We start from the raw sequence: 22,366 nt of genomic DNA on the forward strand, positions 1-22,366 counted from the left end.
GCAGTTAGTTTGCGAGATCCGACCAGTTACCGTCAACTGCGTTCAAAGCTAATGCGCTGTTTTTTGCATTTCACGCTGATGAAACTGCTGTCCCAGGCAAAAATCAGTAAGTTGTGCCAGAATTAACTCTGTGACGCTGTTAATAGCGTAGTTTCCGGCAGGTTTACCGGCAAACATTGATCATAAGGAGCAGAAATCAATGAAACTTTGGCATGTAATGAGTGGCGCTGCGCTGGCTGTGGCACTGGCTGGTTGTGCAGATAAAAGCAATGATATTCCTACTCCAACGCTGGGATCGCCGACGGCTGGGCAGCAGGCGGCCATAGCGCAACCAAATGTCAGCGGCTCGGTGTATATCCGCCAGCGCATTGCCTTGCCACCTGACGCGGTACTGACGGTAACGCTGTCAGACGCTTCACTGGCTGACGCGCCGTCTAAAGTGCTGGCGCAGCGTGCGGTTCGTACCGATGGCAAACAGTCGCCATTCCAGTTCGTGCTACCGTTTAATCCGGCAGATATCCAGCCTAACGCGCGTATCCTGTTAAGTGCCGCAGTGACAATTGATGGCAAATTGGCATTTATTACCGATACGGTTAAACCGGTTATTAACGGTGGTGGAACCAAAGCGGAGCTGATTATGGTGCCGGTGCCGTCAGTGGCGATGCCAACCCAAAACGGCGCGACCCGCACGGTACCGTCAACTTCACCAACGCAGGTGACGCCTTCAACTTCAGTACCGGCTCCGACAATGTACTGATAATTCTTGTGGGCAGTGAGAACATTACTGCGGTGTAGTCATTTGCAAGGGAGCCGTTTTCGGCTCCCGTCTTAACTTAAAGTTTCCAGCGGTAATCTGCCAGTGACACTTTCCCGTCGTTGCTGACTTCAACCCCTTCGGCCTCCAGCGCATCACGCTGGCGACTGAGATCGTCACCCACCAAAGATATCTCACCCTTACGATTGATAACCCGATGCCAGGGAAGTTTGCTGCCCTGCGGCAGACGGCGCAGCACGCCGCCTACTTGTCTGGCGGCACGCGGTGAGCCGGCCAGACGGGCGATTTCACCATAAGTGGTGACGCAGCCGAAGGGAATCGATGCCACTATCTGCCAGACACGTTGTTGAAAGCTGTCATTGTCGAACATGCGAATTATCCGAAGGAATAATTACAAAACCTTAATCGATAACTTATGGATACTAAAGCAATTTTAATCAGCGAGCCCGGCAGCCTGCGGCAGCATTGCTGCGATAATCGCCAGTATGATCAATTAACCGTCAAAGTCGGCTGCGGATATTTTAGGCAGTAACCGGCAGTGCAACGCCGTTAAATTTGACTAAAATGCATCAGTTGTTCAAGAAAGCAACGGTCGCCTGGGGTTCGCTTGCAATTGATGAAGGCATCATTGATAATGCCTGCGCTCTGAACGTTAGAGCCGTCAATGGAGGCCCTGTTGGTGCTCCCGCAACGCTAACTTGTGAACTCGGTCAGATCCGGAAGGAAGCAGCCGCAGCAGGTAACGCGTGTGCCGGGATGTCGCTGGCAGGGCCTCCACCAATTTCAGCCCTTCGCATTACTTTTCCCGTCACAATATTTAAAGTTGCCTTTAACGTACATATTTCCAGACTGATACCGGAATTTTATCGTACAGCTTATTCATGGTCAATTCAGCCAGTCGATGGTCCGCCGCAGAATTAAACACTTCTAATTCATCATCAGATAATTCGTACTTATTTTTTTCAATTACGCGCTCAAGAGTATCAATTGAACGACAACGTCTTAAACGCATCAGATAATCAGTTTTGGTCAGAATTTTGTCTGTCATTGTTAAACCGTAGTAAAAATAATGGGTTGCTAAAATGAATGGCTAGCTGATAAAGGTCGCTGAGCGCATTCTTCGATGAAGATGTTAAAAAGTCGCCGGGCTGATTTCTGCCAACGTTGAAGATCCTGCACATTAATACCGTAGTTACTAAAAAGCATAAATGTGTCATCAAGATATTCATCAATTTGAGCAATCAGATCCGTATCTTCAACGTGTTTAATTTTGTAATTCATGGTGAAAGAAGCGATATGCTCAATCAATTCGTTAAGTTGTAAATTGACGGCTGACGTCGGGTCGTTGACCCACCCATGGTGACTGTCGCCCAGGGTTGCCATACTCTCGTCATACAGATTTTCACACAAGAATTTCAATTGAGCAATATCATGCCTTTTCGGTGAGTATTCGTCCATCTCTTTCCCCTCCATAGCGAATGACAAAAGCCGTTACTTGGGCTGAGCTGAAGGTATGCGGCCTGGAAGCGATTATAAAAAAATACTTTATAAACGGACATATTGAATATAACGCAGATTAATTAATATTGCCTGAGGATATTACCAAAAATTACAATTCATCGGCGGTTGTTGGATAGTGGTTGTCAATCAGTTCAAAAACCAGATGGCCCGGAATAATCTGGAAACAGACGCTTTCAGCAACGGTCTGGCCAGCATCAATATCTAAACAGGCATTGAATATGTTCCATGTAAACTGATAACGCATCTTATAACGCAAACTTTCCAGTGGATCGACTGAAATAATTTTCAGGCTGTCGGGAACAAAACGCGCATCTTGCGAATACCAGGTTAAATCGCCAACTAACTGTGGTTGTATTTTGAGAATATTCTGTTGAATGACTTGCATCAATAATAGCGGGTTAACTTCATCCTGCGAATAATTGCACGGGATCAATTTGCGCATTTTTCCCTCATTAAGTTAATTTCACCTTAATGTTTATCATTGTGCCGCGCAGCCGATAAAGCAAGATGCAAAAAAAGATAATTATCTATCGTTATGATTTTTATGTGATTTATCTTGAAAGGTCAAGGCTTTTTCTCTGATAGCTTAAAGCATGAATATTAATTTATTTTACCAGATAAGCAAACCGTGCTGAATATCGCTGGCGTAACACCTCGAAACAGTTTTTTTGCCGTGTATAAATAACCGCCCGGAAGATTTAATGTTATGTTATAACATAATAAATCTGTCGGATCATCGTCATGCCTTACTCTTTTACCACCAAACCCACGCTGTTTACCCGCTCTGCGGCAGTCAGGCTGTTACTGAGTCTGATACCCATTGCCTTGCTGTGCGCGGCACTGGGCTGGGCAATGTCACAATGATTAGCCTGGATAAGTTACAGGCGGGATACCGGCATCAGTCGGTGACACCGCCGATCAGTGGACGCTTTTTACCGGGATCGATGACTGCGCTGGTTGGTGCCAACGGCTGTGGTAAGTCGACGTTACTGAAGACTCTGGCGGGGTTACTGCCGCCGGTGAACGGCTCATATCAGTTATCGCTGCCGCCCTCTGCCGTTGGCTGGCTACCGCAGCAGACGGAAATCGAACGCCAGTTCCCGATCACCGTGTTTGATCTGGTGGCGATGGGGTGCTGGCAGCGCACCGGCTGGTTTGGCTGCATTGGCCGTCAGCTGCGTCAGGAGATTATGCAAACGTTGCGTAAGGTGAGAATGGACGATTTTGCCGATGCGCAACCCGGAATGCTGTCTGGTGGCCAGTTACAGCGGGTGCTGTTTGCGCGTTTACTGATGCAACAGGCTTCTCTGCTGCTGCTGGACGAGCCGTTTACCGGCATTGACAGCCAGACCATTGCATTGCTGCTGGACTTACTGGCCGATCGCCATCGTCAGGGCTGCACCTTAATCGTGGTGCTGCACGATATGAGCATGGTCGATACCTGGTTTCCGCAAGTTCTGCGTTTACAGGACGATGCTGCCGAATGGCGTTCGCGCGACGTGCAGGCCGCGTCGCTGCGCCAGATGGGAGAGCGATAATGGTTATCTCGCTGCTGCAACCTTTTATCGAATTTGGTTTTATGCGCCGGGCGTTAGTGGCCTGTATTGCGTTATCGATTAGCGCCACTCCGCTAGGGGTATTTTTACTGCTGCGGCGTATGAGCCTGGTTGGCGACGCGTTATCACATGCGGTGTTGCCGGGTGCGGCGATTGGCTACCTGATTTCCGGCCTATCGCTGGTAGCGATGGGCGTGGGCGGTTTTATCGCCGGGTTGTCGGTGGCACTGCTTTCCGGCGCAGTCAGCCGCTTAACCCCGTTGCGTGAAGACGCCAGCTTTGCCGGTTTTTATCTGGGTTCGCTGGCTTTAGGCGTCACGCTGGTGTCGCTGCGCGGATCGAGTGTCGATCTGCTGCACGTGCTCTTTGGATCGCTTTTGGCGGTTGATAATCAATCGATCCTGCTGGTAGGTAGCATTGCCGCGATTACCCTGATGGCACTGGCCTTGATCTATCGTCCACTGGTTATCGATGCCTTCGATGCCAGTTTTCTGCGTGCGCAAAGCCGCTGGAGCTCACCGCTGGTCAACGGCATTTTTCTGATACTGGTGGTGATGAATCTGGTGGCCGGATTTCAGGTGCTCGGTACTTTGATGTCGGTTGGACTGATGATGTTGCCCGCTACCAGCGCCCGCTTCTGGAGTATTCGCCTGCCGGGAATGCTGACCGCCGCAATAATTCTGGCGGTGATCGCCAGCTTCAGTGGCCTGTTTGCTTCATTTTATCTCTCACTGCCTGCCGGTCCGGCGGTGGTGCTGAGTGCCGCAATACTGTTTTTTATCTCAATTTTATTGGGGCCATGCGGTGGTCTGCTCAGCAGCCGCCGCTTTTTAACGACAGGCAAGGAGAAAGTATGAAGAAGTTATCATTGGCGCTGGCGGTTGCGGCACTGCTCAGCAGCCCGCTGGCGCTGGCGAAAACGGTAGAAACCGTTGCCAGTTTTACCGTGTTAGCCGACATCGTGCAGCAGGTTGGCGGCGAACACGTCCGGGTAAGAAGTCTGGTTGGACCGAACGGCGATCCGCACAGCTTTGAGCCAACGCCACAGGACAGCCAGGCTTTATCAAAAGCGCAGGTAGTCTTTGTCAGCGGCCTCGGGCTGGAAGGCTGGATGGATCGACTGGTCAGCGCCTCAGGTTATCAGGGCAAAGTCGTGGTTGCATCTCAGGGTATTGATACGCGCAAAATGACAGAAGATGGGCACACTATTACCGATCCACATGCGTGGAACAGCATGCACAACGGCACGGTGTATGCTACTAACGTGATGAATGCGCTGATCGCTGCCGATCCAGATAATGCGGACTACTTCCGTCAGCACGGTGCGGCCTATATCAGCCAGCTCAACCAGCTGGATAGCTGGGCGGAACAGACCTTTGACGCGATTCCTGAGGCGAAACGTCAGGTGCTGACCAGTCACGATGCGTTCGGCTATTTTGGTCAGCGTTATGGCGTACGTTTTCTTGCGCCGGTTGGTTTTTCTACCGAGTCGGAAGCCAGTGCTGGCGATGTGGCGGCGTTAATTAAGCAGCTTAAAACCGGGGATATTCATCGCTACTTTATTGAGAACCAGACCGATCCGCGGCTGGTTAAGCAGATTGCCTCTGCCACCGGCGCACAGCCGGGCGGGGAACTGTATCCTGAAGCGTTATCAGAAAAAGATGGGCCAGCAGCCAGCTATATTGCGGCATTTAAGCACAACGTTGAGGCGATGGCAGGCAGTATGAAGTAATAAAAAAGGGCCGGATGGGAAGTCCGGCCCAAAAGGACAACATGACACAACAACACTATCGTTTTTTCTTTCTGCCCTGAACCGCTTTAAAGCGTGGGTTAGTTTTGCAAATCACATAGATGCGACCGTGGCGACGCACTACCTTGCAGTCTTTATGGCGCTTTTTGGCTGAACGTAATGAACTCAGTACCTGCATGAGACAGTTCCTTATTTATTGCTGTTACCAAGAAAACTGCCAAAACGCTTATTAAAGCGAGCTGCGCTGCCTTCCTTGTTGAACTCTTTCTGCTTGCCGGTGTAATACGCATGGGAAGCGGAGGAGACATCAAGCGTTACGTAAGGATAAGTTGCCCCTTCGAACTCGACGGTGCGGTCGGTTTTGATGGTCGATCCTACTTTGAAGTAATGATCGGCACTGGTGTCATGAAAAATCACCGGGCGATAGTGGGGATGGATATCAGCTTTCATGGTTGCTCCAAAATGGTATGTTATAACATAACAATTATTATGCGCGTCGCTTAGCTGAAATGCAACCCGATCCGCAGGCAAAAAAAAGAGGCCGCATTTGCGGCCTCTTTCAGTCACTGAGAAAACTTAGTGATCTTGTGATTTATGCTCGACAGGATGTCCGTGCTCAACTTCTTCTTTGTGTTTACTGAAGCGGCGACGAACCACGACAAAGAACACCGGTACGAAGAAGATTGCCAGCACCGTCGCGGTGACCATGCCGCCCATTACGCCAGTACCTACGGCGTTCTGAGAGCCGGAACCCGCACCGGTACTGATGGTCAGAGGCAGTACCCCGAGGATAAACGCCAGTGAGGTCATCAGAATTGGACGTAAACGCATACGAACTGCATCCAGCGTCGCTTCTACCAGACCTTTGCCTTCTTTCTCCATCAGATCTTTGGCGAATTCTACGATCAATATCGCATTCTTCGCCGACAAGCCAATGGTTGTCAGCAGGCCTACCACAAAGTAAACGTCATTACTGAGACCACGCAGGGTGGTAAACAGCAGCGCACCGATAACCCCGAGTGGCACTACCAGCATGACTGAGAACGGAATTGACCAGCTTTCATACAATGCCGCCAGACAGAGGAATACCACAATCAGCGAGATGGCATACAGGGCAGGGGCCTGGTTACCGGACAGACGTTCCTGATAGGACATACCCGTCCAGTCATAGCCGATACCGGTTGGCAGCTTAGACGCCAGCTCTTCCATCAGATTCATCGCGTCACCAGAGCTTTTGCCCGGTGCAGCCTGGCCAAGAATCTCCATGGATGGCAGACCGTTATAGCGTTCCAGACGCGGCGAGCCATATTCCCACTTCGCCGAAGAGAAGGCGCTGAATGAAACCATGCCACCGCTGCTGTTACGCACATACCAGTCACCAATGTCGCTTGGCAGCATACGGTAAGGCGCTTCACCCATTACGTAAACTTTCTTCACGCGACCGCGGTCGATAAAGTCGTTAACGTAACTTCCGCCCCAGGATGCACCCAGCGTGGTGTTGATATCAGAGATAGAAACACCTAATGCCTGTGCTTTCTCCTGGTCGATATTCAGCTTGAACTGTGGCGTATCTTCCAGACCGTTTGGACGCACACCCACCAGCTCATCGCTGTGTTGCGCGACCATACCCAGTAACTGATTACGCGCCTGAGTAAGTTTTTCGTGACCCAGGTTAGCCTGATCGATCAGCTGGAAGTCAAAACCGGTTGCCGTACCCAGCTCGACAATTGCCGGCAGGTTAAACGGAATGACCATCGCATCTTTAATTGACGAGAGGGCACCCATTGCACGTCCGATAATCGCCGGGACTTTGTTTTCTGAACCAGAACGTTCATCCCACGGTTTCAGACTGACGAAGGCAATACCGGTGTTCTGACCACGACCTGCAAAGCCAAAGCCGTTAACGGTAAACACGGATTGTACGGTGGCTTTTTCTTTTTCCAGGTAGTAATCAGTGATCTGATCCAGCACCTTCTGAGTACGTTCCTGAGTCGCACCCGCTGGCAGCTGAGCCATGGTCAGAAATACCCCCTGGTCCTCTTCCGGCAGGAACGAGCTTGGCAGGCGCAAGAACAGAAACGCCATGCCGACTACGATCAGCAGGTAGATAACCAGATAACGACCGGTACTGCGAATGATATGGCCCACACTATCGGTGTAGTGATTGGTGCTCTTATCAAACATGCGGTTAAACCAGCCGAAGAAGCCAGTGGTCTTACCGTGGTCGCCTTTTTTAACCGGCTTCAGCATGGTGGCACAAAGTGCCGGAGTCAGGATCAGTGCAACAACGACCGACAGAACCATCGCCGAGACGATAGTGATCGAGAACTGACGATAGATAACACCGGTCGAGCCGCCAAAGAACGCCATCGGAATAAATACCGCTGACAGCACCAGCGCAATACCCACCAACGCGCCCTGAATCTGGCCCATTGATTTACGCGTGGCTTCTTTCGGTGGCAGTCCTTCTTCCACCATCACGCGTTCGACGTTCTCCACCACCACGATGGCGTCATCCACCAATAGCCCGATTGCCAGCACCAGACCAAACATCGTCAGGGTGTTTATCGAATAGCCAAAGGCGTTAATGATGGCAAATGTACCCAGCAGAACTACCGGCACCGCAATCGTTGGGATCAGGGTTGCGCGGAAGTTTTGCAGGAACAGGTACATGACCAGGAACACCAGCACGATAGCTTCAACGAGGGTTTTCACCACTTCATTGATAGAGATCTTAACAAACGGCGTGGTGTCGTACGGGTAAACCACCTGTAGACCAGACGGGAAGAACGGTTCCAGTTCAGCCAGCTGCGCTTTTACCGCGGCAGCGGTATCCAGTGCGTTAGCACCGGTCGCCAGTTTAATCCCCAGACCGGAGGCCGGCTGGCCATTAAAACGGGCAATGATCTCGTAGTTTTCACCGCCGAGTTCGATTTTCGCAACGTCACTCAGGCGAACCTGAGAACCATCCTCGTTGACTTTCAGCAAGATTTTGCCGAACTCATCGGTTGAGGTCAGACGGGTCTGCGCGATAATCGAGGCGTTAAGCTGCTGGCCTTTCACCGGTGGCGTACCACCAAGCTGGCCGGCTGCAACCTGTGAGTTCTGGTTGTTAATAGCGCTAATCACATCAACCGGAGTTAATGCATAGTTGTTCAGCTTGTGCGGATCCATCCAGATACGCATCGCATACTGCGCACCAAACAGCTGAGTATCACCAACGCCGTTAACACGACTGATAGGATCTTTAATGTTGGAGCCAACGTAGTCCGAAATATCGTTCTGCGTCATGCTGCCGTTAGTGTTGATGAAACCTGCCACCATCAAGAAGCTGCTGGACGATTTCTGAACCCTGATCCCCTGTTGCTGAACTTCCTGCGGCAGCAACGGCGTTGCCAACTGCAGTTTGTTCTGCACCTGAACCTGAGCGATATCCGGATCGGTTCCCGATTCAAAGGTAATCGTCAGCGTAACCGTACCTGAGGAGTCACTACTGGAACTCATATACATCTGGCCATCAAGGCCATTCATATTCTGTTCGATTACCTGTGTGACCGAGTCCTGCAAGGTTTTCGCATCCGCACCTGGGTAGGTTGCTGTGATCTCAATCGCAGGTGGAGCAACATTAGGATATTGCTCAATCGGCAGTTTGAGAATCGACAGCGCACCCGCCAGCATAATGATGATGGCGATGACCCATGCAAATATGGGGCGATCGATAAAGAACTTAGCCATGTATCAGCGGCTCCTGTTTAAGACTTGCCTGGTTCAGACTGCTGCTGCGAATCTTGTTTCTTCGCCTCGTCTGAACTCATTTCTTGCGGAGTCACCTTAGCGCCGGGTTTCGCACGCTGAATGCCGGTAACAATCACGCGATCGCCATCCTTCAGGCCTGCAGTCACTAACCACATATTGCCAATCGCCTTCTCAGCGGTCAGCTTGCGCTCTTCCACTTTATTGTCTGCACCAACGATCATCGCGGTAGCTTCACCGGTTGGCGTCCGCGTTACACCTTGCTGTGGAACCAGCAGGGCATTTGGATTGGTACCTTCATCCAGACGTGCACGAACGAACATACCCGGCAGCAAACTTTTGTCAGGGTTAGGGAACATAGCGCGCAGCATAATCGAGCCGGTGGTCTCATCCACGGTAACATCAGAGAATTCTAATGTTCCCGCCTGCGGGTGAGTATTACCATCCTGCGTTAACAGTTTGACGCTGGCTTTGCCGTCAGTCTGTTTCAGTTTGCCGGATTGCAGCTCTTCACGCAGGCGCAGGAAATCACCGCTGGATTGCGTCACATCGACATAGATCGGGTCGAGTTGTTGCACGGTTGCCAGTGCGGTAGTCTGACCGCTCTGCACCAGTGCACCTTCCGTCACTGTCGATTTACCAATGCGTCCGCTAATTGGCGAAGTCACTTTGGTATAGGCGAGATTGATACGCGCGCTTTCGACATTGGCTTTAGCAGCCTGAACTGCGGCAGCAGTCTGGCTCTGGGTCGCAATCGCCTGGTCGTAATCCTGCTGACTGATGTATTTGGTGCCGAGCAGTGGCTTATAGCGTTTCACCGTTACAGCGGCGATTTGCGCGTTTGCCTGAGCCTGCGCGAGGTCGCCCTTAGCGCTGTCATAGGCAGCCTGATAGGTAGCCGGATCGATCTGATACAGCGATTCCCCGGCTTTAATCTCACTTCCCTCAACGAAATTCCGTTTCAAAATAATGCCCGAAACCTGCGGGCGCACTTCTGCAATACGGTAAGATGAGGTTCTTCCCGGTAGGTCAGTAGTAATGGTCAACGGTTCACTTTTCAGGGTGACGATGCCAACTTCTGGTGCTTGTTGCTGGCCGGCTTCCTGGGATTTATTTTCATCACATCCTGTTAGCACTAAGCTGCCTGATAGCATCAGGACGGCCGCCAGAGGCGTTAACCCTCTGTTTTTGTTCATAAATAAACCTCGAGTGTCCGATATCGATTGTTCAATGGATCACAAACCGTTAAACCCATTGCTGCGTTTAAATTATGGTCGTGCTATGTTACATACATTCGCAAATGTATGTAAATCTAACCTTTTGTAAATACCCCACTTATGGCACGAAAAACCAAAGAACAAGCCCTTGAAACGCGGGGCCAAATCATTGATGCGGCAATTGCCCGGTTCTCTGAACATGGTGTCTCTGCAACGTCACTGGCAGATATTGCTCATGCTGCCGGCGTGACACGTGGTGCGATTTACTGGCATTTCAAAAACAAAGCCGACTTACTGAATGAGATTTGGGCGCAGTCTGAGTCCGGAATGGAGGACTTAGAACATGAGTATCAAATAAAATACCCAGGTGATCCACTATCAGTTATGCGCGCAATGCTTAACTATGTCTTTGAGGCAACAGCACGCGACCAGCGCAGAAGGTCACTTATGGAAATCATTTTCCACAAGTGTGAGTTTGTCGGTGAAATGACAACTCTGCAAATGGTGCAGCAAAATTTATATCTGGAATGCTACGAAAAAATTGAAGAAGTCCTGCGCGACTGCATCGGACACCAGCAGTTACCGGCTGACCTTGATACCCGACGCGCGGCGGTAATCATTCGCGGCTACGTCAGCGGTATTATGGAAAACTGGCTGTTTATGCCGGAGAGTTTCGATCTGGCGGCGGATGCGCCACTTTTAGTGGAAACCCTAATCGAAATGCTGACCAGCAGCCCGTCGCTCCGTCAGCCTGCCAATGGCAAATAATCTATGCCTGCGCCAGCTTATTTTCGAAATCGCGTCTGATGATCTCCAGTGCCGCCAGCACCGTTTGCGGTGCCACCTGGTTCTCTTCCAGCAGCATAATCAGATCGACTGCCAGTTTGACCTCATCGGGGGCATTTTCTAAAGACATCCTTCACTCCGTTAAATTCGTAATTTTTTAACCACCAGTAGCATCAGCAGTGAGCCGAGCAGGGCGAACAACAGCGCCCGTGGGTGCAGTTGAGTCAGTGAGCCCCAGCTGAAGTAGCTGCTGATATAGCCGCCAATCAATCCACCGATCATCGCCAGCACCAGCGTCGGAATTAATCCCCCCGGTCGGCCAGGGAAAAATTTACGCACCACAAAACCGGCGAGCAGGCCGATAATAATCCAGCTGACAATTCCCATTGTGCTTCCCCCGATGTCACCAGGCTGTGATTATAGTTAAAAACCCTGTTCACGTTGAGCAATCTCCTGCTCAATCTGCTTCAGCGCCGCACGGCAGCGCTGTAAACGCGCTTCCAGCGCCACCATCTCCTGCTGAATTTTTTGCTGTTGCAGCAGCGTTTCCTGTTGCCCAAGTTGGCGCTCGCGTTCCATCAGCATTGCCAGCAGACGCCGCTCAAATTCATGATGGTCGGCCAGTTTCTGATGCAATTTTTCCGCCGGGCTTTGCTTCACGCCCTCCTGGCTGCGCAGCGTCTGCGTGGCAACCTCACGCTGTAGCGCGCCAGTTTGCAGCACCACCCGTTCTGCCAGCCAGCTGAGACGCTCAGGCTGGGTTCCGGCCACGCACTGTTTTAATTGTGCCAGCGTTTGCTGCACTTCCTGTAGATAATCCCCAAGGCGCGTGCTCTTGCAATAAAACAGCTGATTGTCGAAGCGAGCCCGGCGAGTGCGACGCTCCGCCAGTGGCGAGATGCTACGCGCCAACTGATTGAGCCGCGCATCCAGCTGTTGCAGTAAAAGGGTGGTTTTCATTAAGGTTTCCGGTCACTGTGGTAAAATAATCGCAGTTCGACGTATTCAGGTCACTCTATGCAGCGCATCTTACTCTTGATCATCGGCTGGCTGGCAATTGCGCTCGGCACGCTTGGCGTTATTTTGCCGCTATTACCGACTACGCCGTTTATTCTACTGGCGGCATGGTGTTTTGCACGTTCTTCTCCGCGCTTTCACCACTGGTTACTATATCGCTCATGGTTTGGCGGCTATATTCGTCACTGGCAACAACATCGCGCCCTACCGCCCAAGGCAAAAGGCCGGGCGATACTGTTTATTGTGATTACCTTTGCCGTTTCACTGTGGCTGGTAAAACTGCTGTGGTTACGTGTTCTGCTGGCACTCATGCTCTGCGGATTAATCTGGTTTATGCTGCGCCTGCCGGTGGTTGCGTCAGAGCAAGAAAATCGCTGATGTGGCGGATGATGGTTGCAATTATCCGGCACTTTGCTTAGATTTGAACGTTTTCGTGCGCGGCTCCCCTGTTTGACCCGATCTCTCTCTGCGGCTGTAGACTGCCAGAGAGGTCCGGAGCTGCGCGAGTCAGATTCGTTTTTACCAGGCATAACATTATGACCGCGACTGCGCAGCAGCTTGAATTCCTTAAAGACAGTATCAAAAGCATCCCGGACTATCCTAAGCCGGGCATCCTCTTTCGTGATGTAACCAGCCTGCTGGAAGACCCGAAAGCGTATGCCATCTGCATTGAACTGTTAGTTGATCGCTATCGCAATACTGGCATCACCAAGGTGGTGGGCACCGAAGCGCGTGGTTTCCTGTTTGGTGCACCCGTCGCGCTGGGGCTGGGCGTTGGTTTTGTACCGGTGCGTAAACCGGGCAAATTGCCACGCAAAACCTTCAGTGAAAGCTACGAGCTGGAATACGGCACCGACAGCCTTGAACTGCATTGCGACGCGATTGGCGCCGGCGATGTCGTGCTGGTGGTTGATGACCTGCTGGCAACTGGCGGCACGCTGGAAGCCACGGTGAAACTGATCCGCCGCGCCGGTGGTGAAGTGAAAAACGCCGCTTTTGTGATCAACCTGTTTGATCTGACCGGTGAAGCGCGCCTGAAAGCGATGGGCGTTGACTGCTATAGCTTAGTCAATTTCCCCGGCCACTAAGATCCCAGATACTTCAGGCGGCAGTGGCGTTGGCTGCCGCTCGAATGATATTGGGCATTCTGTACCTACCATCTTCAGCCTCGCTGTAAAACTGCGGCTGTGTTAGCATTAACCTCTGTTTCACTGACAAATTCTGCGAATTAATGAGCTATCAGGTACTTGCCCGCAAGTGGCGTCCACAAGCGTTTACTGATGTTGTCGGTCAGGAGCATGTCCTGACAGCGCTGGCAAATGGCCTGTCGCTCGGCCGCATCCATCACGCTTATCTTTTTTCCGGCACCCGCGGTGTGGGAAAGACCACCATTGCGCGCCTGCTGGCGAAAGGACTGAACTGTGAAACCGGCATTACTGCCACCCCCTGCGGCCAGTGCGATAACTGCCGTGAAATTGAGCAGGGGCGCTTTGTCGATCTGATCGAGATCGATGCGGCTTCACGCACCAAAGTTGAAGACACCCGCGATCTGCTGGACAACGTCCAGTACGCTCCGGCACGCGGGCGTTTTAAAGTTTACCTGATTGACGAAGTGCACATGCTGTCGCGGCACAGTTTCAACGCCCTGTTGAAAACGCTGGAAGAGCCGCCGTCACACGTCAAATTCCTGCTTGCCACGACCGATCCGCAAAAGCTGCCGGTGACTATTCTGTCACGCTGTCTGCAGTTCCATCTGAAAGCATTGGATGTCGAGCAAATTCGCGGCCAGCTGGAGCATGTATTAAAACAGGAAGCGATACCGGCGGAAAACCGTGCTCTGCAGCTGCTGGCGCGTGCCGCCGATGGCAGTATGCGTGATGCGCTCAGCCTGGCCGATCAGGCGATCGCCATGGGACTGGGGCAGGTCAGTACCGAGACGGTTAACGCCATGCTTGGCACGCTCGATGACGAACAGCCACTGGCACTGATTGAAGCGTTAGTGGATGCTGAAGGTCAGCAGATGATGGCGCTGCTGAACCAGGCTGCGTCACGCGGCGTAGAATGGGAAGCGTTGCTGGTTGAAATGTTGCGTCTGCTGCACCGTATTGCGATGTTGCAGCTGTTGCCTTCGGCGATCGGCGACGATCAAGCCGCTATAGAACAGCGGTTGCGCGAGCTGGCCCGAGTGTTGCCACCTGCGGATGTGCAGCTTTACTATCAGACGCTGTTAGTCGGACGTAAAGAGCTGGCGCTGGCACCGGATCGGCGTATGGGCGTTGAAATGACGTTACTGCGCGCGCTGGCGTTTCATCCGCGCCAGGTGATTGCCGAACCGGTATCCCGGCCGGTGATGACGCCGCAAGCTCAGCCACAGCTGAGTGCATCGACCAGCGCGCCGTCACAGCCGCCAGCACCTCATACCGTGCCGGACAGCGCACCGCCGGATAATTTGCCCGATGCTACCAGTCAGCTACTGCAGGCGCGCACCCAACTGATGCGTCAGCAGGGAGCGACCAAAGCAAAAAAGAGTGAGCCGGCGGCGCCAGGTGCGCGGCCGGCAAGTTCGGCACTGGAGCGACTGGCTTCAGTTACCGAGCGCGGTCAGAAGCGACAGCAAGCCGCTGCCGCTGAGGCTGGCGCGGCGGTAAAAAAAGAGGCGTACCGCTGGAAAGCGCTGAACCCGGTCGAGGCGAAGCCGGAGCCGGTCGCCACGCCGAAAGCATTGCGCTCGGCGTTAGAGCACGAGAAAACGCCGGAGCTGGCCAACCGACTGACAGAAGAGTCGCAGCAGCGCGATGCCTGGGCGGCAGAAATTGCCGCAATGACGCTGCCTAAACTCGTCCAGCAGCTGGCATTAAACGCCTGGAAAGAACAGACTGAGCAGGGCGTTTGTCTACACTTACGTGCCGGACAGCGCCACCTTAATTCGCCATCGGCACAGAAAGTGCTGGCGGAAGCATTAAGCCTGGCGGCAGGCCAGACAGTTGAACTGACGATTATCGAAGATGATAATCCTTCGGTGCTAACCCCACTGGAGTGGCGACAGGCAATTTATGAAGAAAAGCTGGCGCAGGCGCGCCAGTCGATAATCGCGGATACTCACATCCAGACCCTGCGTCGGTTTTTTGATGCCGATCTGGATGAAGAGAGTATTCGCCCCGTTTGAACCGCCGCCTAAGCGTATCCGACGATTACGCGGCCTGAGCTGAGAGAGAAGACTATGTTTGGTAAAGCCGGTTTGGGCAACCTGATGAAGCAGGCCCAGCAAATGCAGGACAAAATGGCCCAGGTGCAGGAAGAGATTGCTGCAATGGAAGTTACCGGTGAATCCGGTGCCGGTCTGGTAAAAGTGACCATTAACGGCGCACATAACTGCCGTCGTGTTGAAGTCGATCCAAGCTTGCTGGAAGATGACAAAGACATGCTGGAAGATCTGGTCGCTGCGGCATTCAACGACGCGGCGCGCCGTGTTGGTGAAGCGCAGAAAGAGAAAATGGCAGCAGTTTCCAGCGGAATGCAGTTGCCGCCGGGCTTTAAGATGCCATTCTGATGCAAACCAGCCCGCTCCTCGAAACACTGATGGAGTCGCTGCGCTGTTTACCCGGTGTCGGGCCTAAATCAGCGCAGCGCATGGCATTCCAGCTGTTGCAGCGCGATCGCAGCGGCGGAATGCGGCTGGCGCAGGCGCTGACCCGCGCGATGTCTGAAATCGGTCACTGTAAGGATTGCCATACTTTTACCGAGCAGGACATTTGCACCATCTGCGCCAATCCGCGACGTCAGCAGAATGGTCAGATCTGCGTGGTGGAAAGCCCGGCTGATATTCACGCCATTGAGCAAACCGGCCAGTTTGGCGGTCGCTACTTTGTGCTGATGGGCCATCTTTCACCGCTGGACGGTATCGGCCCTAATGATATCGGACTGGATCGCCTTGAACAGCGACTGGAACGTGAAACTCTTCAGGAAGTGATTCTTGCTACCAATCCGACGGTAGAAGGTGAGGCGACTGCTAACTATATTGCGGAGCTTTGCGGGCAGTATGGTGTCGATGCCAGCCGCATCGCTCACGGTGTACCGATGGGTGGCGAACTGGAAATGGTCGATGGCACCACCCTGTCACACTCGCTGGCGGGACGTCAAAAGATTAAATTCTGAACATTTGCAGGTACGGCGTAATCGTGCCTGCTTGAAAAGTTTTATTTCATCCCCATCTCCTCCTCAACATTCAATAAACCTGATTTGTTGAGGTATCAATGACCATGAAAGGACAAGAGACACGTGGCTTCCAGTCAGAAGTAAAACAGCTTCTGCATTTGATGATCCACTCCCTCTATTCAAATAAAGAAATCTTCCTGCGCGAGCTGATCTCCAACGCTTCAGATGCTGCGGACAAGCTGCGTTTCCGCGCGCTCTCTTCCCCTGAACTGTATGAAGGTGATGGCGAGCTGCGGGTCCGGGTTTCGGTGAACAAGGAGCAACGTACCATTACGCTGAGCGATAACGGTATTGGTATGCGTCGTGATGAAGTCATTGAAAACCTGGGGACGATTGCCAAATCTGGCACCAAATCTTTCCTCGAGTCGCTCGGTTCCGACCAGGCGAAAGACAGCCAACTGATTGGTCAGTTTGGTGTCGGTTTCTACTCGGCGTTTATCGTGGCGGATAAAGTCTCGGTGCGCACCCGTGCGGCCGGTGCTGCTGCCGATGAAGGGGTATTCTGGGAGTCGGAAGGTGAGGGTGACTACACCATTGCTGATATCGAAAAAGCCGATCGTGGCACCGAAATCACTCTGCATCTGCGTGAAGGCGAAGATGAGTTCCTTGATGCGTGGCGCGTGCGTGGCATTATCAGCAAATACTCTGACCACATTGCTCTGCCGGTAGAGATTGAGACGCACAACGAAGAAGACGACACCACCCACTGGGAAAAAATCAACAAAGCGCAGGCGTTATGGACGCGTAATAAGTCCGACGTCAGCGACGACGAATACAAAGAGTTCTACAAGCATATTGCCCACGACTTTACCGATCCGGCGGCCTGGAGCCACAACCGCGTCGAGGGCAAGCAAGAGTACACCAGCCTGCTGTATATTCCGGCACAGGCACCGTGGGATATGTGGAACCGCGATCATAAGCATGGCCTGAAACTGTATGTTCAGCGCGTGTTTATCATGGATGACGCTGAGCAGTTTATGCCGAACTACCTGCGCTTTGTGCGTGGACTGATCGACTCCAACGACCTGCCGCTGAACGTGTCTCGTGAAATCCTGCAGGACAGCCGTATCACCCAGAACCTGCGCAGTGCGCTGAGTAAGCGTGTGTTGCAGATGCTGGAGAAAATGGCGAAGGATGATGCGGAAAAATATCAGCAGTTCTGGCAGCAATTTGGCCTGGTCCTGAAAGAAGGCCCGGCAGAAGATGCCAGCAACGGTGAAACTATCGCTAAACTGCTGCGCTTTGCTTCAACCAGCAGTGAAGGTTCAGCGCAGACCGTGTCGCTGGAAGACTACGTCAGCCGGATGGTTGAAGGTCAGGATAAAATTTACTACATCACTGCCGACAGCTATGCAGCGGCGAAAAGCAGCCCGCACCTTGAGGTGTTCCGCAAGAAGGGCATCGAAGTCCTGTTGCTTTCAGACCGCATTGACGAATGGATGATGAGCTACCTGACTGAGTTTGACGGTAAGTCCTTCCAGTCGGTCAGCAAGGCGGACGATTCTTTAAGCAAGCTGGCTGATGAAGAGAGCGACGAGCAGAAAGAAGCGGAAAAAGCGCTGGAGCCGTTTATCGAGCGGGTGAAAACCTTGCTTGGCGAACGAGTGAAAGAAGTGCGCCTGACCCATCGTCTGACTGATACGCCGGCAATCGTGACTACCGAAGCCAACGACATGAGTACCCAAATGGCGAAACTGTTTGCCGCGGCGGGGCAGGCGGTGCCGGAAGTGAAGTATCTGTTTGAGATCAATCCGGATCACGCGCTGGTGAAACGCGCTGCCGACACGCAGGACGAAGCGCGCTTTGCCGAGTGGATCGAGCTGTTGCTGGATCAGGCGCTGTTTGCTGAGCGCGGTACGCTGGACGATCCAAACCAGTTTATCCGCCGGATGAATCAGCTGCTGATTGCCTGAGGCCGGTTGTAAAGCGGCGGCGTTTTCGCCGCCCATGCCCGGAGGTGGCATCCTGCATGTCATCATAACCGGATCTGAAGGCGGCTAAGGCCGCCTTTTTTACTCTGCGCCAGCCGCTTCAGCCAGTAACCAGCGGCGAAAAATCACAATGTCCGGCTCATCTTCCCTTGCCTGCTTCACCATCATCCAGGTGGCACGAGCCATCGCAGTGAATCCCACCGGCGCAATCAGCGTGCCATCTTCCAGCTCTTTTTTTACCAGAATCCGTGGCGTAATCATCAGGCCTAATCCGTTGCGCGCCGCCTGAATACCGAGCGTCAGGTTATCGAAATATCTGCCAGCCCAGAAGTCTCCGCGTGCGCCGCTTTTTTCCGCCCATTCAGCCCAGGCATGACGCTTGGTATCGGCATGCAGCAGTGGCAGGGTGGTGAAATCGGTGTCGAAGTCGACCTGCCGATCAAAATCGGCTGAGCAAACCGGGCCAATATAATCAACGGTAATCAGCGTAGTGGCAATATCCTGATGAGTGGTCTGCTCGTGGCTTAGAATCAGCACGTCAGTCTGATCGCTGCGCACTTTATCAATATCCATATGCGTCTGAAAATTAAGAGCAATATTGGGGTGCTGCCGGCTGAAATCACTGATGCGTGGGATCAGCCACTGGGAAAGAAAACTGGGGGCACTGGATACCGTCAGGCTGCTGCTGGTGCGTTGCGATATTTTCTCACAGGTGATTTCAATTTCGTTAAATGCCTGCGTACAGGTTTTCTTCAGGCGCTCGCCGTCTGCTGTCAGCTGAACCCGACCATTCGCCCTGATAAACAACGGTTTACCCAGCCACTCCTCCAGCTGTTTGATCTGATGGCTGACGGCGCTGTGGGTAACATTCAGTGACTGAGCCGCAAGGCTGAAGCTGTTGTGCAGTGCCGCCTGCTGAAAATAACGCAGTGCGCGTAATGAGGGAAGTCCCGCCATTGATGACTACCTGTTAGAAAAACTAACAAGAAGTGTCTGTTTATATCATTTCAAAGTCCAGCTGCAATTTCATACTCTTGGCGACGGAAGTTAACGAAACACGGCGAGAATAAGCCGTGGCCGCTAATTACTTCGCCAGCACCGGGGAATCAGTAACGTGCTTTCTGGCACTGCTGGCCGCAAAAAAATAACAACCATGCACTCTCTCCGCGGCTGCACACAGCAATCAGCCGCAAAGCAGTTTTTTACCGGCAAGAGTTAATCAATAATGGATAAATCCTCGCTCTCTCCTTTGCGGCAAAAAATTGCAGATGCATCGTCCGAAAAGGACGCAAAGACGCTGCACAATCAGCTGCGCCAGGCCCTTTCCCGCCTGTATAAGCTGGAAAATCACGATCTCTTTTTTGTGAAATCAGTCACAGCCGGACGGGTGATCTTATCGCATCTGTTTCATAAGCAGGAGGTGGCGCGCTGTGTGGCGCGACAAACCAGCCAGCTGCCAGCCAGTGAACTGTTGAACCACCGCACCGCACGTCTTGGCGAACCGGGAAAAGTGCCGATGATCACCCATGTAAATCCCCGCACCGGTAAGGTCAACAGCCTGCGCGGCTGTGAGGGAAAGGGAGTGGTCGATGCCTCCGACAGTTTTGCCACCTCGCTGCATGAGGAGCTGGTGCGCGACAGCGCTATTTTTATTACGCCACTTCACCGGCATGCTTCGTTGTCGTCTGGCCTGGCGATGATTGCGCTGCGCACCACCGCCTTCAGTACCCTGATGCGCAGTGAACTGCGGCTGTTTGAAGCCTCAACGGTTCCGGCGAGGCCGCTGGCCGATGCGCTAGGGATAATACGCAGCAGTCACTGGCAGCCGTATAATCTGGCGTAGCTGAAAGCGCACGCTGAATAAAACGGATAAATGCAGTGACGATAAACACGCCAACCCCCGAAGGTGTTACCGAGAACAAGCTTGTTAAGTTGCTGTAATAATGATGGATTTATCTATTAATTCACAATATGGCAGCATAAATGTTACTGCCGCTTAACTGCCCGCTTTCTTGTGGATACCTGGGCTTAATGGTATGTTCTTGGCCTTATTAGTTAGATCAATGCGATTCGCAAGGGGATTTACGCAATGCGTATTATTCTGCTCGGCGCTCCGGGCGCAGGAAAAGGTACTCAGGCTCAGTTCATTATGGAGAAATACGGCATTCCGCAAATCTCCACCGGTGACATGTTACGTGCAGCAGTCAAAGCTGAAAGTGAGCTGGGTAAACAAGCCAAAGAGATTATGGATGCTGGCAAGCTGGTGACCGATGAGCTGGTCATTGCGCTGGTTAAAGAGCGAATTGCGCAGGATGATTGCCGTAACGGTTTTCTGCTCGACGGCTTCCCGCGTACCATTCCACAAGCTGATGCTATGAAAGAAGCCGGCATCAAAGTGGATAACGTGCTGGAGTTCGCCGTACCTGATGAACTGATCGTTGAGCGTATTGTGGGTCGCCGTGTGCATGCGCCATCAGGCCGCGTTTACCACGTCACCTTCAATCCACCGAAAGAAGAAGGCAAAGACGACGCGACCGGCGAAGAGCTGACCACGCGTAAAGACGATCAGGAAGAGACCGTGCGTAAGCGCCTGGTGGAATACCATCAGATGACTGCTCCGCTGATTGCTTATTACAGCAAAGAAGCGGCAGCCGGTAACACCGCTTACCACAAAATTGACGGCACGCGCAAAGTGTCTGAAGTCAGCGCCGAGCTGGCAAAAATCCTCGGTTAATCGTTTCTGGGCCGGGTTTCACCTGGCCCTTTTGCAGCAATCGGTTCATCCCCCGCAATTTTTAGCTACAATCATTCTCGTTTTCATTTATACCCACCTTTATGCCAATAAAAGGAATAAAAATGAGGCAAGATAAACCCGGCGTATTGCTGGTAAATCTCGGCACGCCTGATGCGCCAACCGCCGCTGCGGTAAAGCGCTACCTGAAACAATTTCTTAGCGATCCGCGCGTTGTTGATACGCCGCGCTGGTTGTGGTGGCCGCTCCTTAACGGCGCGATCCTGCCGATTCGCTCTCCGCGCGTGGCAAAGCTGTACGCTTCGGTATGGATGGATGACGGTTCTCCGCTGCTGGTTTACAGCAAACGTCAGCGTGACGCGCTGGCAGCCCGTCTGGATATGCCGGTTGCGCTCGGCATGAGCTACGGTAATCCCAGCCTGAAAAGCGCGGTGGACAGCCTGATGCAGCAGGGCGTCACGCGCCTGATCGTGCTGCCGCTCTATCCGCAATTCTCCTGCTCGACCGTAGCGGCGGTGTGGGATGGCTTAACCAAAGTGTTTGCCGGCTACCGTTCGCTACCGGACGTGCAGTTTATCCGCGATTATGCCACTCATCCTGGCTACATTGCCGCGCTGAAGGCGTCGGTGGAACGCTCTTTTGCTGCCCACGGTAAACCCGATCTGCTGGTGATGTCTTTTCACGGCATTCCACAGCGTTTTGCCGACGAAGGTGATGATTATCCGCAGCGCTGCCACGATACGGCCGATGCACTGGCGGCGGCGCTGGGACTGGGTCCGAACGAAGTGATGTTGACCTTCCAGTCGCGCTTCGGTCGCGAACCCTGGTTAACGCCGTATACCGATGAAACGCTGAAAGGTTTACCGGCTAAGGGCATTAAGCATATTCAGATTATGAGCCCTGGCTTCTCAGCAGACTGCCTGGAAACGCTGGAAGAGATTAGCGAACAGAACCGTGAATTCTTTATGCATGCTGGTGGTACGCAGTTTGAATATATTCCGGCGCTAAATGATGACGCCGAACATATCGATATGATGGTGGATTTAGTCAACCGCCAGCGTTAATCACTCTGGCTAAGTGGGGCCGTGAATAT

At 52.7% G+C, this 22,366-nt stretch carries 27 protein-coding genes, 1 other RNA gene and 1 other annotated feature; of the genes, 16 read left to right on the plus strand and 12 right to left on the minus strand.

Features of this window, described 5'->3' with window-relative positions; all coding sequences use genetic code 11:
* The first annotated feature begins 199 nt into the window (after positions 1 to 199).
* Positions 200 to 757 (plus strand): YbaY family lipoprotein, encoded by a 558-nt coding sequence (locus RIN69_RS05705; RefSeq protein ID WP_313856153.1) that lies wholly within the window; start codon positions 200 to 202, stop codon positions 755 to 757.
* Positions 758 to 833: 76 nt separating this feature from the next.
* Here RIN69_RS05705 and RIN69_RS05710 read toward each other — a convergent pair whose 3' ends face one another.
* On the minus strand, positions 834 to 1,145 hold the full coding sequence (locus RIN69_RS05710) for an MGMT family protein (protein WP_313856155.1): 312 nt from the start codon (positions 1,143 to 1,145) through the stop codon (positions 834 to 836).
* 304 nt (positions 1,146 to 1,449) lie between these two features.
* Between RIN69_RS05710 and ffs the strand changes: the two genes are divergently transcribed.
* Positions 1,450 to 1,546, plus strand: an RNA gene (gene ffs, locus RIN69_RS05715) — signal recognition particle sRNA small type.
* 58 nt (positions 1,547 to 1,604) lie between these two features.
* Here ffs and RIN69_RS05720 read toward each other — a convergent pair.
* The 3 genes from RIN69_RS05720 to RIN69_RS05730 all read right to left on the minus strand — a co-directional run bounded on the left by RIN69_RS05720 (position 1,605) and on the right by RIN69_RS05730 (position 2,738).
* Positions 1,605 to 1,823 carry an HHA domain-containing protein gene (locus RIN69_RS05720; protein ID WP_052899294.1) on the minus strand — a complete coding sequence of 73 codons (219 nt, stop codon included), beginning with the start codon at positions 1,821 to 1,823 and terminating at the stop codon, positions 1,605 to 1,607.
* 29 nt (positions 1,824 to 1,852) lie between these two features.
* Positions 1,853 to 2,233 carry an Hha toxicity modulator TomB gene (gene tomB, locus RIN69_RS05725; protein ID WP_313856157.1) on the minus strand — a complete coding sequence of 127 codons (381 nt, stop codon included), beginning with the start codon at positions 2,231 to 2,233 and terminating at the stop codon, positions 1,853 to 1,855.
* A gap of 151 nt (positions 2,234 to 2,384) precedes the next feature.
* Positions 2,385 to 2,738, minus strand: coding sequence for a hypothetical protein (locus tag RIN69_RS05730; protein WP_313856159.1), 354 nt, complete (start codon positions 2,736 to 2,738; stop codon positions 2,385 to 2,387).
* 299 nt (positions 2,739 to 3,037) lie between these two features.
* Between RIN69_RS05730 and RIN69_RS05735 the strand changes: the two genes are divergently transcribed.
* From RIN69_RS05735 to RIN69_RS05750, 4 genes are read left to right on the plus strand one after another with little or no spacing between them, the layout of a single operon-like run.
* Positions 3,038 to 3,160 carry a hypothetical protein gene (locus tag RIN69_RS05735; RefSeq protein WP_313856160.1) on the plus strand — a complete coding sequence of 41 codons (123 nt, stop codon included), beginning with the start codon at positions 3,038 to 3,040 and terminating at the stop codon, positions 3,158 to 3,160.
* Positions 3,157 to 3,834, plus strand: coding sequence for a metal ABC transporter ATP-binding protein (locus RIN69_RS05740; RefSeq protein ID WP_313856161.1), 678 nt, complete (start codon positions 3,157 to 3,159; stop codon positions 3,832 to 3,834). Before RIN69_RS05735 ends, RIN69_RS05740 begins: the two co-directional genes overlap by 4 nt.
* Positions 3,835 to 3,839: 5 nt before the next feature.
* Positions 3,840 to 4,709 carry a metal ABC transporter permease gene (locus tag RIN69_RS05745; protein ID WP_313857615.1) on the plus strand — a complete coding sequence of 290 codons (870 nt, stop codon included), beginning with the start codon at positions 3,840 to 3,842 and terminating at the stop codon, positions 4,707 to 4,709.
* Positions 4,706 to 5,584, plus strand: a complete 879-nt coding sequence (locus tag RIN69_RS05750) for a metal ABC transporter substrate-binding protein (protein WP_313856162.1) — start codon at positions 4,706 to 4,708, stop codon at positions 5,582 to 5,584. The genes RIN69_RS05745 and RIN69_RS05750 overlap by 4 nt, the downstream gene beginning before the upstream one ends.
* Positions 5,585 to 5,639: 55 nt before the next feature.
* Here the strand turns inward: RIN69_RS05750 and ykgO are convergent, their stop codons facing one another.
* The 4 genes from ykgO to RIN69_RS05770 form a co-directional block, all read right to left on the minus strand.
* Positions 5,640 to 5,780, minus strand: a complete 141-nt coding sequence (gene ykgO, locus RIN69_RS05755) for a type B 50S ribosomal protein L36 (RefSeq protein WP_072133188.1) — start codon at positions 5,778 to 5,780, stop codon at positions 5,640 to 5,642.
* Between the two features lie 11 nt (positions 5,781 to 5,791).
* Positions 5,792 to 6,052, minus strand: coding sequence for a type B 50S ribosomal protein L31 (locus tag RIN69_RS05760; RefSeq protein WP_052899300.1), 261 nt, complete (start codon positions 6,050 to 6,052; stop codon positions 5,792 to 5,794).
* 126 nt (positions 6,053 to 6,178) lie between these two features.
* Positions 6,179 to 9,337, minus strand: coding sequence for a multidrug efflux RND transporter permease subunit AcrB (gene acrB / locus RIN69_RS05765; protein WP_313856163.1), 3,159 nt, complete (start codon positions 9,335 to 9,337; stop codon positions 6,179 to 6,181).
* Positions 9,338 to 9,354: 17 nt separating this feature from the next.
* On the minus strand, positions 9,355 to 10,551 hold the full coding sequence (locus RIN69_RS05770) for an efflux RND transporter periplasmic adaptor subunit (protein WP_313856164.1): 1,197 nt from the start codon (positions 10,549 to 10,551) through the stop codon (positions 9,355 to 9,357).
* A gap of 141 nt (positions 10,552 to 10,692) precedes the next feature.
* On the opposite strand from RIN69_RS05770, the gene acrR reads away from it, so the two are divergent.
* On the plus strand, positions 10,693 to 11,340 hold the full coding sequence (gene acrR / locus RIN69_RS05775) for a multidrug efflux transporter transcriptional repressor AcrR (protein WP_313856166.1): 648 nt from the start codon (positions 10,693 to 10,695) through the stop codon (positions 11,338 to 11,340).
* A gap of 1 nt (position 11,341) precedes the next feature.
* On the opposite strand, the gene rsmS is transcribed toward acrR, so the two are convergent.
* The 3 genes from rsmS to priC are packed head-to-tail and all read right to left on the minus strand — an operon-like array spanning position 11,342 to position 12,318.
* A complete protein-coding gene (gene rsmS, locus RIN69_RS05780) occupies positions 11,342 to 11,488 on the minus strand; it encodes a pleiotropic regulatory protein RsmS (RefSeq protein WP_313856167.1) in 147 nt (48 codons plus the stop codon).
* A gap of 11 nt (positions 11,489 to 11,499) precedes the next feature.
* Positions 11,500 to 11,745, minus strand: a complete 246-nt coding sequence (locus RIN69_RS05785; RefSeq protein ID WP_313856169.1) for a GlsB/YeaQ/YmgE family stress response membrane protein — start codon at positions 11,743 to 11,745, stop codon at positions 11,500 to 11,502.
* 36 nt (positions 11,746 to 11,781) lie between these two features.
* Positions 11,782 to 12,318, minus strand: coding sequence for a primosomal replication protein (gene priC / locus RIN69_RS05790; RefSeq protein ID WP_313856170.1), 537 nt, complete (start codon positions 12,316 to 12,318; stop codon positions 11,782 to 11,784).
* A gap of 57 nt (positions 12,319 to 12,375) precedes the next feature.
* Between priC and RIN69_RS05795 the strand changes: the two genes are divergently transcribed.
* The 6 genes from RIN69_RS05795 to htpG all read left to right on the plus strand — a co-directional run bounded on the left by RIN69_RS05795 (position 12,376) and on the right by htpG (position 18,503).
* Positions 12,376 to 12,753, plus strand: a complete 378-nt coding sequence (locus RIN69_RS05795; RefSeq protein ID WP_313856173.1) for a DUF454 family protein — start codon at positions 12,376 to 12,378, stop codon at positions 12,751 to 12,753.
* Positions 12,754 to 12,911: 158 nt separating this feature from the next.
* On the plus strand, positions 12,912 to 13,463 hold the full coding sequence (apt, locus tag RIN69_RS05800; protein WP_313856174.1) for an adenine phosphoribosyltransferase: 552 nt from the start codon (positions 12,912 to 12,914) through the stop codon (positions 13,461 to 13,463).
* A 143-nt stretch (positions 13,464 to 13,606) separates the two neighbouring features.
* Positions 13,607 to 15,541, plus strand: a complete 1,935-nt coding sequence (gene dnaX, locus RIN69_RS05805) for a DNA polymerase III subunit gamma/tau (protein WP_313856175.1) — start codon at positions 13,607 to 13,609, stop codon at positions 15,539 to 15,541.
* Positions 14,877 to 14,938: a sequence feature (DnaX frameshifting element), on the plus strand. Its footprint overlaps the gene before it by 62 nt.
* 54 nt (positions 15,542 to 15,595) lie before the next feature.
* The gene (locus RIN69_RS05810) at positions 15,596 to 15,925 is read left to right on the plus strand and encodes a YbaB/EbfC family nucleoid-associated protein (protein ID WP_313856177.1); all 330 of its coding nucleotides are present in this window, start codon (positions 15,596 to 15,598) and stop codon (positions 15,923 to 15,925) included.
* Complete coding sequence (gene recR / locus RIN69_RS05815) at positions 15,925 to 16,530, plus strand: recombination mediator RecR (protein WP_313856179.1); 606 nt, start codon at positions 15,925 to 15,927, stop codon at positions 16,528 to 16,530. The genes RIN69_RS05810 and recR overlap by 1 nt, the downstream gene beginning before the upstream one ends.
* Before the next feature lie 104 nt (positions 16,531 to 16,634).
* The gene (gene htpG / locus RIN69_RS05820; protein ID WP_313856181.1) at positions 16,635 to 18,503 is read left to right on the plus strand and encodes a molecular chaperone HtpG; all 1,869 of its coding nucleotides are present in this window, start codon (positions 16,635 to 16,637) and stop codon (positions 18,501 to 18,503) included.
* Positions 18,504 to 18,602: 99 nt separating this feature from the next.
* Here the strand turns inward: htpG and RIN69_RS05825 are convergent, their stop codons facing one another.
* The gene (locus RIN69_RS05825) at positions 18,603 to 19,478 is read right to left on the minus strand and encodes a LysR substrate-binding domain-containing protein (RefSeq protein WP_313856183.1); all 876 of its coding nucleotides are present in this window, start codon (positions 19,476 to 19,478) and stop codon (positions 18,603 to 18,605) included.
* A gap of 268 nt (positions 19,479 to 19,746) precedes the next feature.
* Between RIN69_RS05825 and RIN69_RS05830 the strand changes: the two genes are divergently transcribed.
* From RIN69_RS05830 to hemH, 3 genes are all read left to right on the plus strand, one after another.
* Positions 19,747 to 20,364: a DUF6024 family protein gene (locus tag RIN69_RS05830; RefSeq protein WP_313856185.1), complete on the plus strand. Its 618-nt coding sequence runs from the start codon at positions 19,747 to 19,749 to the stop codon at positions 20,362 to 20,364.
* A gap of 246 nt (positions 20,365 to 20,610) precedes the next feature.
* A complete protein-coding gene (gene adk / locus RIN69_RS05835; RefSeq protein WP_313856186.1) occupies positions 20,611 to 21,255 on the plus strand; it encodes an adenylate kinase in 645 nt (214 codons plus the stop codon).
* 122 nt (positions 21,256 to 21,377) lie between these two features.
* A complete protein-coding gene (hemH, locus tag RIN69_RS05840) occupies positions 21,378 to 22,337 on the plus strand; it encodes a ferrochelatase (protein WP_313856187.1) in 960 nt (319 codons plus the stop codon).
* The last annotated feature ends 29 nt before the right edge of the window (positions 22,338 to 22,366 follow it).

The organism is Winslowiella toletana (assembly GCF_032164335.1).
GTDB classification, from domain to species: Bacteria; Pseudomonadota; Gammaproteobacteria; order Enterobacterales; family Enterobacteriaceae; genus Erwinia; species Erwinia toletana_A.